Source organism: Citricoccus sp. I39-566, assembly GCF_031432995.1.
Classification (GTDB): Bacteria; Actinomycetota; Actinomycetes; order Actinomycetales; family Micrococcaceae; genus Citricoccus; species Citricoccus nitrophenolicus_A.
In genome coordinates this window covers 2,060,306-2,072,629 of the sequence record NZ_CP133842.1, presented here as the reverse complement: position 1 = coordinate 2,072,629, position 12,324 = coordinate 2,060,306, and the positions used below count along the sequence as shown (strand labels likewise).

General features: G+C 69.4%; 13 protein-coding genes. All 13 read right to left on the bottom strand.

Annotated features, from left to right (window positions below; genetic code table 11):
• Positions 1 to 61: 61 nt before the first annotated feature.
• Positions 62 to 388 carry a DUF2469 domain-containing protein gene (locus tag RE421_RS09465; RefSeq protein ID WP_309809110.1) on the bottom strand — a complete coding sequence of 109 codons (327 nt, stop codon included), beginning with the start codon at positions 386 to 388 and terminating at the stop codon, positions 62 to 64.
• Positions 385 to 1,143 carry a ribonuclease HII gene (locus tag RE421_RS09460; protein WP_309809109.1) on the bottom strand — a complete coding sequence of 253 codons (759 nt, stop codon included), beginning with the start codon at positions 1,141 to 1,143 and terminating at the stop codon, positions 385 to 387. The genes RE421_RS09465 and RE421_RS09460 overlap by 4 nt, the downstream gene beginning before the upstream one ends.
• Positions 1,140 to 1,886, bottom strand: a complete 747-nt coding sequence (gene lepB / locus RE421_RS09455; protein WP_309809107.1) for a signal peptidase I — start codon at positions 1,884 to 1,886, stop codon at positions 1,140 to 1,142. Before lepB (RE421_RS09455) ends, RE421_RS09460 begins: the two co-directional genes overlap by 4 nt.
• A 34-nt stretch (positions 1,887 to 1,920) precedes the next feature.
• Complete coding sequence (gene lepB / locus RE421_RS09450; protein WP_309809105.1) at positions 1,921 to 2,634, bottom strand: signal peptidase I; 714 nt, start codon at positions 2,632 to 2,634, stop codon at positions 1,921 to 1,923.
• Positions 2,635 to 2,660: 26 nt separating this feature from the next.
• Entirely contained in the window at positions 2,661 to 3,038 is a 378-nt protein-coding gene (gene rplS, locus RE421_RS09445; protein WP_309809104.1) for a 50S ribosomal protein L19, read from the bottom strand.
• 195 nt (positions 3,039 to 3,233) lie between these two features.
• Positions 3,234 to 3,998: a tRNA (guanosine(37)-N1)-methyltransferase TrmD gene (trmD, locus tag RE421_RS09440; RefSeq protein ID WP_309809102.1), complete on the bottom strand. Its 765-nt coding sequence runs from the start codon at positions 3,996 to 3,998 to the stop codon at positions 3,234 to 3,236.
• Entirely contained in the window at positions 3,995 to 4,585 is a 591-nt protein-coding gene (rimM, locus tag RE421_RS09435) for a ribosome maturation factor RimM (protein WP_309809100.1), read from the bottom strand. The genes trmD and rimM overlap by 4 nt, the downstream gene beginning before the upstream one ends.
• A gap of 181 nt (positions 4,586 to 4,766) precedes the next feature.
• On the bottom strand, positions 4,767 to 5,006 hold the full coding sequence (locus tag RE421_RS09430; protein ID WP_309817253.1) for an RNA-binding protein: 240 nt from the start codon (positions 5,004 to 5,006) through the stop codon (positions 4,767 to 4,769).
• A gap of 2 nt (positions 5,007 to 5,008) precedes the next feature.
• Positions 5,009 to 5,446 carry a 30S ribosomal protein S16 gene (gene rpsP, locus RE421_RS09425; RefSeq protein WP_309809098.1) on the bottom strand — a complete coding sequence of 146 codons (438 nt, stop codon included), beginning with the start codon at positions 5,444 to 5,446 and terminating at the stop codon, positions 5,009 to 5,011.
• A 175-nt stretch (positions 5,447 to 5,621) separates the two neighbouring features.
• A complete protein-coding gene (locus RE421_RS09420) occupies positions 5,622 to 6,479 on the bottom strand; it encodes a VOC family protein (protein ID WP_396134643.1) in 858 nt (285 codons plus the stop codon).
• Between the two features lie 272 nt (positions 6,480 to 6,751).
• On the bottom strand, positions 6,752 to 8,350 hold the full coding sequence (gene ffh / locus RE421_RS09415; protein WP_309809094.1) for a signal recognition particle protein: 1,599 nt from the start codon (positions 8,348 to 8,350) through the stop codon (positions 6,752 to 6,754).
• Between the two features lie 141 nt (positions 8,351 to 8,491).
• Positions 8,492 to 9,823 (bottom strand): ammonium transporter, encoded by a 1,332-nt coding sequence (locus RE421_RS09410; RefSeq protein WP_309817250.1) that lies wholly within the window; start codon positions 9,821 to 9,823, stop codon positions 8,492 to 8,494.
• A gap of 206 nt (positions 9,824 to 10,029) precedes the next feature.
• Positions 10,030 to 11,895, bottom strand: coding sequence for an alginate lyase family protein (locus RE421_RS09405; protein WP_309809093.1), 1,866 nt, complete (start codon positions 11,893 to 11,895; stop codon positions 10,030 to 10,032).
• Positions 11,896 to 12,324: the final 429 nt, after the last annotated feature.

Here is a 12,324-nt window from a genome sequence, read left to right as displayed (position 1 = left end):
CCCGGGGCGGTGCAGCTGTGGACGGGCCGGGCCTACCGGAGCGCTGTGGAGGAGCGGAACGTCAGGTGACCGCCGGGCCGTCCTGCGGCAGCTGCAGATCGTCCCGCGGCGGGAGCTCCTCCACGTTGACGTCCTTGAAGCTGAGCACCCGCACACGCTTGACGAACCGGGCGGAGCGGTAGATGTCCCACACCCAGGCGTCCTCGAGCATCACCTCGAAGAACACCTCGCCGCCCTCGGTGCGGGCCGTCACGTCCACCGCGTTGGCGAGGTAGAAGCGCCGCTCGGTCTCCACCACGTAGCGGAAGAGGCCGACCACGTCGCGGTATTCCCGGTAGAGCTGCAGCTCCATCTCGGATTCGTAGTTCTCGAGTTCGTCGCCGCTCATGCCGTCCATTCTGCCTGTTCCCCGGCCGGGGATTGGCCCAGGCCGAGGTTCCAGCTCATCCGGTGGTAGGGGCTCGGCCCCTGAGCCGCGATCGCCAGCCGGTGCGCCGAGGCCCCGTAGCCCTTGTTCCCCTCCCAGCCGTAGGCGGGGAAGGCCTCGGCCAACCCGGTCATCAGCCCGTCGCGCTCCACCTTGGCCAGGATGGAGGCCGCCGCCACCGAGGCGCACGTGGCATCGGCCTTGACCTGCAGGTGCACCGCCCCGGGCCCCGGGGCGAGCGCACCGCACAGGGCGGCCGGTGCCTTCGGCAGCCAGTTGTCCCGGCCGTCCAGCAGCAGCAGGTCCGGAACGCGGCCCAACTCCCCCGCCACCCGGTGCCAGGCGCGCCGTCCCGCCAGGGCGAGTGCCGCGGTGATCCCGTACCGGTCGATCTCCCCGGGTTCGGCATGCCCGACGGCGGCCGCGGCACCCCAGGCGAGGATCTCCGGGACCAGCGCCGTCCGGCGCTTGGCGCTCAGCGCCTTGGAGTCGCGCACGGCCGGGTGGGGGCCGTCGTCGGGCATTCGGACCACGACCACGCCGACGCTCACGGGACCGGCCAGCGCGCCCCGCCCGACCTCGTCCATGCCGGCGACGAGCAGCGGCCCGGAGCCGGCACCCTCCGCGGTCCGCCGGGCCGCGGCGAGCGACTGCTCCAGCGCCAGATCCGGCAGCACGGGGCCCTTGCGGGCCGTCCTGACCGTTCGGGCTGTCATCCGGACCCGGTCCGGGCCGCCTCGGGATCCGGAACCTCTTCGAAGGCCTCGCGGTTCCCACCGGCGTCCCCCCAGCGGTTCAGCGGCCAGGCGATGACCTCGGCGCGCCCGGTGACGTCCTCAAGGCTGATGAAGCCGCCGCCCGGGCCGTCCTGGTGCATGCGGGAGTCGGCCGAGGCGTCGCGGTGGTCGCCCATGACCCAGATGTGCCCCTCGGGCACGGTGACGTCGAACGGGAGGTCGGACGGCGCGGAGCCGGGGTGCAGGTACGGCTCCTCGACCGGGGTGCCGTTGACGGTGAGCGCCCCCTCGGCGGTGCAGCACTGGACCCGGTCCCCGGGCAGGCCGATCAGGCGCTTGACGAGGTGTTGCTCGGAGGAGTTGGGCATCAGCCCGATGAACTCGAGGGTTTCCCGGACCGGGTTGGTGGCCACGGGGGCCGGCTGACCGAGCCAGCCCTTGGTGTCCTCGAAGACCACCACGTCCCCGCGGTCCACCTCGAAGGGGCCGGGGACCAGGAGGTTGACGAAGATCCGGTCGTTGATCTGCAGCGTCTGCTCCATGGAGCCGGACGGGATGTAGTAGGCCCGGAACAGGAAGGTCTTGACGAGGAAGGACGCCAGGAGGGTGATGAGGATGATCAGGACGATCTCGCGGACCGCGAGCCAGAGCCGGCGTCCGCCGGACGGCTCCGCGGCGCCCTGGGGCTGCGCCGTGCTGCCCGGGCTGCTGTCCTCCGCCATCCTGCCGTCCTCTCCGCTGGTCCAGCCTGCCACTCTACCGCCCGGACCAGGCCCCGACCGGTTCCAGCCCGGTGCGTCGAGCCGGTGGCCACGCGATGCCCGTCACCTGCCCGATGACCGCGGATTCGGCGATCATGCCCCCGCCGGGCGCGCCCAGCAGGGCGCGGGAATCGAGCGAGTGGTGACGGTTGTCCCCCAGCAGGAACAGCCGCCCCTCGGGCACCGTCACCGTGAAGGGGACCTCGGAGGCGGGGGGCTCGGCGAGGTAGTCCTCGGGCACCGGCTCGCCGTTGACCGTCAGCAGGCCGTCCGCGGTGCAGCAGGAGACGGTGTCCCCGCCGCGGCCGGCCACCCGCTTCACCACCGCCGTGGTGTCCGGCGCCAGCCCGAGCCACTGCAGCGCCTCCTCCAGCGACGTCGCCGCGGCCGGCCGGGAGTCGTAGGGCACGAAGCTGCCCTCGCCGTCCACCACCACCACGTCACCCCGGCGCACGGGCGCGGAGTCATAGGCGGACCGGTCCACGCTGATGCGATCACCCTGGCGCAGCAGCGGCTCCATGGACCCCGAGGGGATCCGGTACGGCTCGGCCACCGTGCTGCGCACCACGGCCGAGGCCAGGACTGCGGCCAAGCTCACGGCCACCACGGCCAGCACCCAGCGGCCCCGGAGACCACGACGCCGCGGGCGCCGGTCCCCCGAAGGGGTCCGGCGCCCGCGGCGCTGAGGGATCGACGAGTCCTGGGACACGTCCGCCCTCCTCGGTGTGTGGCCGATCAGGCCTTCTTGGCGGACTTCGGGGTGGCCGAGAAGTCGCGCTTCTCCTTGATCTTGGCGGCCTTGCCGTGGCGATCGCGCATGTAGTACAGCTTGGCGCGGCGCACGTCACCGCGGGAGACGAGCTCGATCTTGTCGATCACCGGGGAGTGCACCGGGAACGTGCGCTCCACGCCCACGCCGAAGGACACCTTGCGGACGCGGAAGGTCTCGCGGACGCCATGGCCGTGGCGGCCCATGACGAAGCCCTGGAAGACCTGCACGCGGGCGGTCTTGCCCTCGATGATGTTGACGTGCACCTTGACGGTGTCTCCGGGGCGGAAGTCGGGAACGTCGCTGCGCAGCGAGGCGGCATCGACGGAGTCGAGAATATGCATGCTGATACTCCTGGTGAACGCCACAGGTCATCCACGTCATCTGCGGCTCGCCGGCCGGTGCCTTCCAGGGTGGAGGCGTCGGGATGGGCGGGCCTGAAATCGGTGACCGGTCAGTCCCTGATGGGTGCCGGTTGGTCATACTGTTGGCATCCGCCCCCTGTGGCAGGCCGGATGTCCAGTTGACCCAGCGGTCCATTATGCCAGATGCGAGGCCGTCTTGTCTTCCGCCAGCAAGTCGGGCCGCCGGGACCGGGTCCGCACGAGCTGCTGCTCGCGCCGCCACGAGGCGATCCGCCCGTGGTCCCCGGAGAGCAGCACCTCCGGGACGTCGCGGCCGCGCCAGGAGGACGGCTTGGTGTAGACGGGGTATTCGAGCAGTCCGTCGCTGTGGGACTCCTCCACGAGGGACTCGGGGTTGCCGACCACGCCCGGCACGAGCCGGCCGATGGCCTCGATCATGGCCAGCGCCGCCACCTCTCCCCCGTTGAGCACATAGTCGCCGAGGGAGACCAGGCGGACGTCGAAGAGTTCGGTGGACCATTCGAACAGCCGCTCGTCGATGCCCTCGTACCGGCCGCAGGCCACCACGAGGTGATCCGCCGTGGCCAGCTCCTCGGCCACGGACTGCCGGAACAACGGTCCCGACGGCGTCGGCACCAGCAGCACGGGACGCGCACCGGGCGCGTCGGCCGGGGCTTCGGTCTCGGCTTCGGGCGGAACATCCTGCTCGGCGCCGGCGGCGATCCCCTCGAGCGCCAGGGCCCAGGGCTCGGGCTTCATCACCATGCCGGCGCCGCCCCCGTAGGGCGTGTCGTCCACGGTGCGGTGGCGGTCCACGGTGTGTTCGCGCAGGTCGTGGATCCGGATGTCCAGCAGCCCCTCCCGGCGGGCCTTGCCGATCAGGGACACCTCGAGGGCGGCCAGGTACTCGGGGAAGATCGTGACGACGTCGATCCTCATGCCGGCTCCCCCGGCTCCGGCGCGGCGCCCGCGTCCTCGTGCAGGGTCAGCAGGCCCGGCGGCGGGGTGAGCGTGACGGTGCCGGACTCGGGGTCGATCTCGGGGACGATCTCGTCCACGAAGGGCACCAGGACCTCGGCGCCGCCGTCCACCTCGATCTCCAGCAGGTCCTGGAACTCCCCGGTGTGCAGGCCCGTCACCGTACCGATCCGACGGCCGTCCACCAGCACCGCCAGGCCCACGAGATCCTCCTCATACCAGGCATCATCCTCCCCCGCCTCGTCCGGAGCGGCGAACAGCTCCGTGCCCCGCAGCTCCTCGGCCTGGTTGCGGGTGGTGATTCCCTCGATGGCCAGCAACAGGATGTCCTTGTTCCACCGCGCCCGCACCACGGTCAGCTCCCCGTCCCGTCCGCCGGACCCGCGCCGCCCGGTGAGCACGGCGCCCGGGACGAAGCGCTCCGCGGGCTCGTCCGTGTAGACCTGCACGGTCACCTCCCCGCGGATGCCGTGCGGCTTGCCGATCCGGGCGACCCGGACCTGCTCAACCCCGTCGACGGACGGGCTCTGATCGCCTGGCTGGGGCATGGTGGTGGGATCCTCTCCTGGGGCACTGCGGGCGTGGAATGCGGACGGTCACCGGCATCCGTGACACGGGCCGTCCTGCGGGTTCAGACACCGATGGCCCGCGCCGGACAGTGTCCGGACACGGGCCATCATGTCATGGCGCTGTCCCTCCTGAGTCCTCAGGAGGGACGGCACGGTACAGCTACCGGCGGCGGTCGGTGTCCACCACGTCGACCCGCACCGGGTGGCCGGCGAGGCCGTCCAGCACGGTGCGCAACGCGGTGGCGGTCCGGCCCTGACGGCCGATCACCCGACCGAGATCGGAGGGCTCGACACGCACCTCAAGCACCTCGCCCCGCCGGTTGGTGCGCAGGTCGACCTGGACATCGTCCGGGGAATCGACGATCCCCCGGACCAGGTGTTCGAGCGCCTCGGTCAGCATGGTCACGCGGACTTCTCGTCGGCCGGAGCCTCGGTGGACTCTGCGGCGCCGGCGTCCTCGGCCGGGGCCTCAGCGGCGTCCTTCTTCGGGGTGATGGCCTCGGGAATGATGACCGAGCCCTTCTGCGGGGCCACGAAGGCCTCCTTGGGCTGCTTGGTCCTCAGGGTGCCCTCGGCTCCGGGCTCGCCCTTGAACTTCTGCCAGTCACCGGTGATCTTGAGGATGGCATGGACCTGCTCGGTGGGCTGGGCGCCCACGGACAGCCAGTACTGGGCCCGCTCGGAGTTGACCTCGATGAACGAGGGCTCCTCGGTCGGGTGGTACTTGCCGATCTCCTCGATGGCACGACCATCGCGCTTGGCGCGGGAGTCCATGACGACGATGCGGTAGTACGGGGCGCGCATCTTGCCGAAGCGCTTCAAACGGATCTTAACGGCCACGGGTGTGGTAGCTCCTGGTTCTTGGTGGTGGCGCAGCGTGCGCTCCGGCCGTGGGGTTGGCGCGGAACGGTAGGCTACTGACGGAACGGCCGGCCGGAGGGATAGAGGGTCGCCCGGACGGCAGTTCAGTACCGTCTCATTCTGCCAGATGCCCGGGCAATTCTCCTAGTCGCCCCTACGGAGACACGACGCCGGCCGGCACCTCGGCCTCGGACAGAACCAGCAGCGTGTTCCACGGGTCGCGGACCTCGAGTCCGCGGTCCGTGCGCTGCACGGTACGCCCGGCACCCTTCAGACGCTCCTCCGCCAAGCCCAGGCCCTCGCCCTGCGGCAGGGTGATGTCCACAGCGCCGAGGCCCAGGGTGTTGCGCCGGGGTCCCACACCGGTGGAGTTCCAGGTGTTCATGGCCATGTGGTGGTGGTAGCCGCCGGCGGACACGAACAGGGCCATGGTGCCCAGGGCCGTGGTCGTCTCGAAGCCGAGCTCGTCGACATAGAACTCCTCGGCGGTGTGGACGTCACCGACCTGCAGGTGGACGTGCCCCACGGACGCCGGGGAGGTCCGCAGCCGGGCCACGGCGTCCTCGGTGAGGTGTGTGTTGAGGAATCGATCCCAGGGCAGGTAGATGGTGGACATGGCGACCCGGCCGTCGGGGCCCCACTGCCACTGCTCGCGGTCCCGGTCGATGTAGAGCTCGATGCCGTTGTTGTCCGGGTCCTGGAAGTAGAACGCCTCGGAGACGAGGTGGTCCGAGCTGCCGACGAACCGGGTCTGGTCGTGGCGTACGGCCGAGTAGACGGTGGCGGCCAGGTCGGCGGCCTGCTCGAACAGGATGGCCACGTGGTAGAGGCCGGCCTCACCCTCGCCGGGCAGCTTGAGCCCGCTGGCCTGCTCGATGCCGACGAGCGGGACGCCGGCGCGTCCCAGGATCACGTTCGGGCCGTCCTCCGCCACGGCGACGAGGCCGAGGGCCTGCTCGTAGTAGTCGCGCAGCCGGGAGACGTTGTCCGTCTTCAGGGTGACCATGCCCATGGCCAGGCCGGCGGGAAGCAGCTGCTCCACGGGGCGCCCGCTGATGGACTGGTGCTTCAGGGAGGCGGCGGCCGCGTCGACGAGGTGGTCTGCGGGGGAGGTCATGGATGGACTCCTTCGGGTGAGGGGACTGCTGTGGTATTGGCCTTCAGTACATCACAATATGGTTGATGCTTCAACTATTCCCCGGAGGTCCTCCCTGACCGAGACATCCCTTAACCACGAGGGCCGCCCCCACCGATACGGTGGGGGCGGCCCGTGGCGCGGTCGGCTCAGTTGCCGCCGAGGTACTTCTCGAAGCCCTTCGGCAGGTTGAGCGAGGACGGGTCGAAGCTGTCCGCGCCGCCGTCGGCACCCTGCCCGAAGGCCGAACCCTGCTGCGGGGCGGCCGGTCGGCTGCGGCGCTCCTCCAGCTCACGCATCTCCTGCGCCGCCTTCGCGGGGTTGCCGGACCGGGGCTTGGCCTTCTTGCCCTTACCTTTGCCCTTCTTGGATCCCCCGGCCCCGCCGCCGGGCATTCCCGGCATCCCGGGCATCCCCGGCATGCCGCCGCCGGAGGCCATCTTCTTCATCATCTTCTGGGCCTGGCCAAACCGCTCCAGCAGGCCGTTCACCTCGGAGACCTGGACCCCGGAGCCGCGCGCGATCCGGGCCCGGCGGGATCCGTTGATGATCTTGGGGGCGACCCGCTCGTGCGGGGTCATGGACCGGATGATGGCCTCAATGCGGTCGATCTGCCGGTCGTCGAACTGCTCCAGCTGCTGCCGCATGCCCTGGGCACCGGGCATCATCATGAGCAGCTTCTTCATGGAGCCCATCTTCTTGATCTGCTGCATCTGATCAAGGAAGTCGTCGAGGGTGAAGTCCTCCTGGTCCACGAACTTCTGGGCCATCTTCTCGGCCTCGGCCTTGTCCCAGCTGCGCTCGGCCTGCTCGATCAGGCTCATCACGTCGCCCATGTCCAGGATGCGCGAGGCCATCCGGTCTGGGTGGAAGACCTCGAAATCGGACAGGTTCTCGCCCGTGGAGGCAAACATGACCGGCTTGCCCGTCACCGAGCGCACCGAGAGCGCGGCACCGCCGCGCGCGTCGCCGTCGAGCTTGGACAGCACCACGCCGGTGAAGCCGACGCCCTCATTGAACGACTGCGCGGTGGCCACCGCGTCCTGGCCGATCATGGCGTCGATGACGAAGAGCACCTCGTCCGGCTGCACCGCGGCGCGGATGTCTGCGGCCTGCTGCATGAGCTCGGCGTCCACGCCGAGGCGGCCGGCGGTGTCCACGATCACGACGTCGTTGTACTTGGCCTGGGCCTCCGCCACGCCGTCACGGGCCACCTGCACCGGGTCCCCGCTCGGGTCCTCGAACTCGCTGGAGACCCCCGGGTGCGGCGCGTAGACGGGGACCCCGGCCCGCTCGCCGTTGACCTGCAGCTGCCTGACCGCGTTGGGCCGCTGGAGGTCGGCCGCCACCAGCATCGGCGTGTGGCCCTGTTCCTTGAGGTGCTTGGAGAGCTTGCCGGCCAGCGTGGTCTTGCCGGCACCCTGCAGGCCCACGAGCATGATCACCGTGGGCGGGTTCTTGGCGAGGTTCAGCCGCCGAGTCTCGCCACCCAGGATGTTCACCAGTTCGTCATTGACGATCTTGACGACCTGCTGGCCCGGGTTCAGGGCTTGGCTGACCTCCTCGCCGAGGGAGCGCTCCTTGATGTGGGCGATGAATTCCCGGACCACCGGAACGGCCACATCGGCGTCCAGCAGCGCCCGCCGGATCTCGCGGGCGGTGGCGTCGATGTCCGCCTCGGACAGGCGTCCCTTGCCCTTCAGGTTCTTGAAGGTGACGGCCAGGCGATCGGACAGGGAGTTGAACACTGCGGTGCTCTTCCTTCGGGGGTCGGGGTGTGGTGGCACATGCGAATCCACCGGTTTCCAAGGGTATCAAGTCAGATGGAGCCGGGACCCCGCTCGGTCGCGGGATCCCGGCTCCATCGCTCGATCTCCGAGCGCTGGCCGCTACACGCGGGCGGACTCGGCCTCGGAGGAACGCTCAGCGGCCGGGGAGCCGGCCACGAGCAACTGCTCGCCGGTGTCCACCGTCTCGGCGTAGGACGTCCCCATCCCACCGCCGCCGAACTCGTAGGCGATCTCGCTGTGCAGGGACTGGTCCAGGCCGAGCTCCTCCTCCTCGGCGGTGACCCGCCAGCCCATTGTGTACTTGAGGGCGATGCCGATGACGAAGGTCACCACGGCGGCGTACACCACGGCGATCACCACGGCCACGACCTGGGCCAGCAGCAAGGAGACGTCGCCACCGTAGAAGAGGCCGGCGCGCCCATCGGCCATCGGCAGGCCCAGCAGGCCGATCATGACGGTACCGAGGATCCCGGCCACCAGGTGCAGGCCCACGACGTCCAGGGAGTCGTCGAAGCCGAGCTTGTACTTCAGGCCCACGGCCAGGGCACAGGCGGCGCCGGAGAGGAAGCCGATGATCAGGGCGCCCACCGGATCGACATAGGCGCAGGCCGGGGTGATGGCCACCAGGCCGGCGACGATGCCAGAGGCGCTGCCGATCGAGGTGGCGCGCTTGCCGCGGATCCGCTCGGTGAGCAGCCAGCCGAGCATGGCGGCGGCCGGGGCGGCCAGCGTGTTGACCCAGATGAGACCCGCCTCCGTGGCGTCGCCGGCGGCACCGCCGTTGAACCCGAACCAGCCGAACCACAACAGGGCCGCGCCGAGCATCACGAAGGGGATGTTGTGGGGACGGTGACCGGGATCGACGCCGAAGCCCTGGCGCTTGCCCAGCAGCAGGGCCAGCACCAGCGCCGCCACGCCGGCAGAGATGTGCACGACCAGGCCGCCCGCGAAGTCGATGGCCTCCCCGACGGCTGAACCGATGGCACCGTCGGCCGAGAGCAGCCCGCCACCCCACACCATGAAGGCCAGCGGGCAGTACACGGCGGTGACCCAGATCGGGACGAAGACGACCCAGGTGCTGAACTTGGCGCGGTCGGCGATCGCCCCGGAGATCAGCGCCACGGTGATGATTGCGAAGGTGGCGCCGAAGCCGATCCCGATCAGGTCCTCGGTGCCGAGGGAGCCGTAGAGGCCGAGGTCGGAGAAGGGGTTGCCGAACAGCTGGAGGGTTCCCTCACCGCCGGACATGTTGTAGCCCCACAGCACCCAAACCACGGCCACCAAGCCGATGGACACGAAGGACATCATCATCATGTTCAGGGAGGCCTTGGCCCGGGTGAGCCCCCCGTAGAAGAAGGCCAGGCCGGGGGTCATCAGCAGGACCAGCCCGGCACACACCATGGTCCAGACGTGGCCTGATGTCAGTTCAATCGATTCCACATTGATTCCTCTCGCCGAAGGACCAACCGCCGCGCCCGGACGGGGATGGCCCGGGTCATCGGCACGAGCCGCGACGGTTGCGACTGGTCCCGATGAAAAGGATGGTGGAAGTGTGTTTCGCGTGGTCCGCGGCTCTGTTTCGGCCGGGTGACAAAGCACCGGGGCAGGTAAACGTCGTGTTACCTGCCCCGGTGGTGTCAGCTCTGCCGGCTCATCCAGCCACCGCGGGTGATGCGCACCACGACCGTGTCCGAGCCGATCCTGATGGTCAGCTTGGTGGCCCCGTCCGCGTACTTGCCACTGGAGACCGAAACCCTGGCCGATTTCCGCGCCGGAGCAATCACGGAGATCGTGCCCACACTATTGCCGTGCCGGCCGAACGAGATCTGGTCGGTCGGGACACGAACCTGCTCCTGCGGGTAATAGTGGCCCCGTGGATGCGGATTCTCCACAGCGTGGTACAGCGCGGTCTCGCCTCGGCTCAGGGCCTTCGGCCCCCAGAACGGCACCTGGACGAAGGTGGTCTGGGTGGAGGACCCCGGGGCGGAGGACCGGACCACCGAGCGATTGACCCACTCCGAGCGCTGGTCGGGCGGCAGGTTCCACAGCGTCTGGACGGTGTGGGTCTTGGAGCGGTCGTTGATCACCGTGCGGTCCAGCACCACGGCGACGTCCGGATCGTCCATGACGAGCGTGCCGCGGGTGCGGTTGCCCTGGTTGCTGAATCGCTGCGTCACCTCGGCGAAGTCACCCCAGCCGGCGGCCGGGTAGTTGTACCGGGTGATCTTGGCCGGGCCACCGGCGGACATCTTGGAGCTGGGGATGTAGATGGTGTTGTGGGCCAACTCGCTCATCGCCCAGCCACGCCACTTGCTCGAGACGATCCCGGGATGGCCGGCGTCCACCAGGACGTCCCTGCCACGTGCGGTGTACAGGAACTGCAGCAGGTCGCCCTTGTGTGCCTTCTTCTCCTTGCCGGTGCCGGCCCGGAGCATCCACGAGGGGTAGTCGCGGAATCCGGTGGTGGAGTCACCCCACGAGGCACGGCCCTGGATGTAGCCGGCATCGAGGAAGGTCCGCACTCGGTGGCGCGGGGCCTTGCCCTGCTGGCCGTCAGTGGCCGCATACAGAGCCTCGGAGGGCACCTGCCGGTTGGCCTGGTAGATCGGCGAATCACCGAACTGCCAGTAGTAGCCCAGGTTGTTGGTGAAGTGGGCCATGTTGTTGCCGAACGTCGTCAACTGGGGGCTGATGGACGAGGTGCTGTGCCCACAGCGTTCCATGAGCTCGGCCGTCTCCATGATCAACCGGTAGTTGAAGAGCATGTAGTGTGGGGCGGCCTCATTGCTCAGACCTTCCGGGCTGATCTGGATGGGCAGAGCCTGCTTGACCCGGGAGATCGCGTGGTCCTGATAGTCGCGGCGGCCCAGGAGGCAACCGGCGCCCAACAGCGCGCGGTTCTCCATGGACCCGTGGTTCCAGGCACCGGACCACCGGGCGATATTGTGCTCGGCATGGCGGTGGATGATGTCCGTCAGCCATCCGTAAGAGCTCGGCAAGGATCCGCCATTGCGCTCCATGACCACCTCACGGAAGCACAGCAACGTGTTCAAGCGGTGGGTGTTCGCCTCGATGTCGTCATGGTCCTTCAGCCAGGACCCGGGGTGGTCTCGGATCCAGTCACGGATGATGACCTCGGCCTTGTTCAGGGCGGTGGTGTTCCCATCCCGGCCGGCCTCGATGCTGGGGCCGATCCACCGCAGGCTGGCCAGCCAGAGTCGCCAGCCGGTGTCCCGGTGCGGGTCCAGGTTCCAGTTGATGTTCCCCTTGCCGTCGCCGACCTTGGTGGACGGGAAGATGTACCAGTTGTATACATCGGCCTGATTCGAGGCCACCGTGTTGTAGCGCGGCAGTTGACCGTAGGCCTGGCAGGGATAGACGGCATTCGGGTTGTTCGCCGCGTTGGCGGCAGCGGCCTTCTCCTCGGCCGCATCGATGCCCTCGAGCTCCGCCTCCAGGTCCATGACGTCCGTGCCCTCTTCCCGCTCGTTGAGGGACTCCAACTCCGAACGGCTGGGAATGGACCAGACCGAGGGGACTGGTGACGGGATGGCAGGCGAGGACGTGCTCGGCGAGGCGGTGTCCGGGGCACCAGGCCCGCTGGTGTCCGTGGGCGACTGGCTGACCGGCGACGGGACTGGCGTCTCCGTCGGGCCGAGAGTGCCCTCCGAGGCGTCGGACGGCGAGGCCGTAGCCGACTCCGCCGAGGACGGCGTGGCTGTGGCGGTCGAGTCCGCACTGGGCGAGGGGACCGCCGATGAAGACGCCGCCAACGACGGCGTGGGCGCGGTCAGGACCAAGGCAGCCCCGACGGTCAGGACCAAGGTCCTCTTGAAAAGAGTGTTGAGACGGGCGCGAGACATGGGACCCCTTCAGTGCTGTGATGTTCCCCACGCACATCCTAGCCCCGGGCCACAGACCTGTCCCGATCT

Bases quoted from the DNA above. Each gene is read 5' to 3' on its own strand.
- RE421_RS09465 (WP_309809110.1), bottom strand. From the start codon at position 388: ATGAGCGGCGACGAACTCGAGAACTACGAATCCGAGATGGAGCTGCAG.
- RE421_RS09460 (WP_309809109.1), bottom strand. From the start codon at position 1,143: ATGACAGCCCGAACGGTCAGGACGGCCCGCAAGGGCCCCGTGCTGCCG.
- lepB (WP_309809107.1), bottom strand. From the start codon at position 1,886: ATGGCGGAGGACAGCAGCCCGGGCAGCACGGCGCAGCCCCAGGGCGCC.
- rplS (WP_309809104.1), bottom strand. From the start codon at position 3,038: ATGCATATTCTCGACTCCGTCGATGCCGCCTCGCTGCGCAGCGACGTT.
- trmD (WP_309809102.1), bottom strand. From the start codon at position 3,998: ATGAGGATCGACGTCGTCACGATCTTCCCCGAGTACCTGGCCGCCCTC.
- rimM (WP_309809100.1), bottom strand. From the start codon at position 4,585: ATGCCCCAGCCAGGCGATCAGAGCCCGTCCGTCGACGGGGTTGAGCAG.
- RE421_RS09430 (WP_309817253.1), bottom strand. From the start codon at position 5,006: ATGCTGACCGAGGCGCTCGAACACCTGGTCCGGGGGATCGTCGATTCC.
- RE421_RS09420 (WP_396134643.1), bottom strand. From the start codon at position 6,479: ATGGGCATGGTCACCCTGAAGACGGACAACGTCTCCCGGCTGCGCGAC.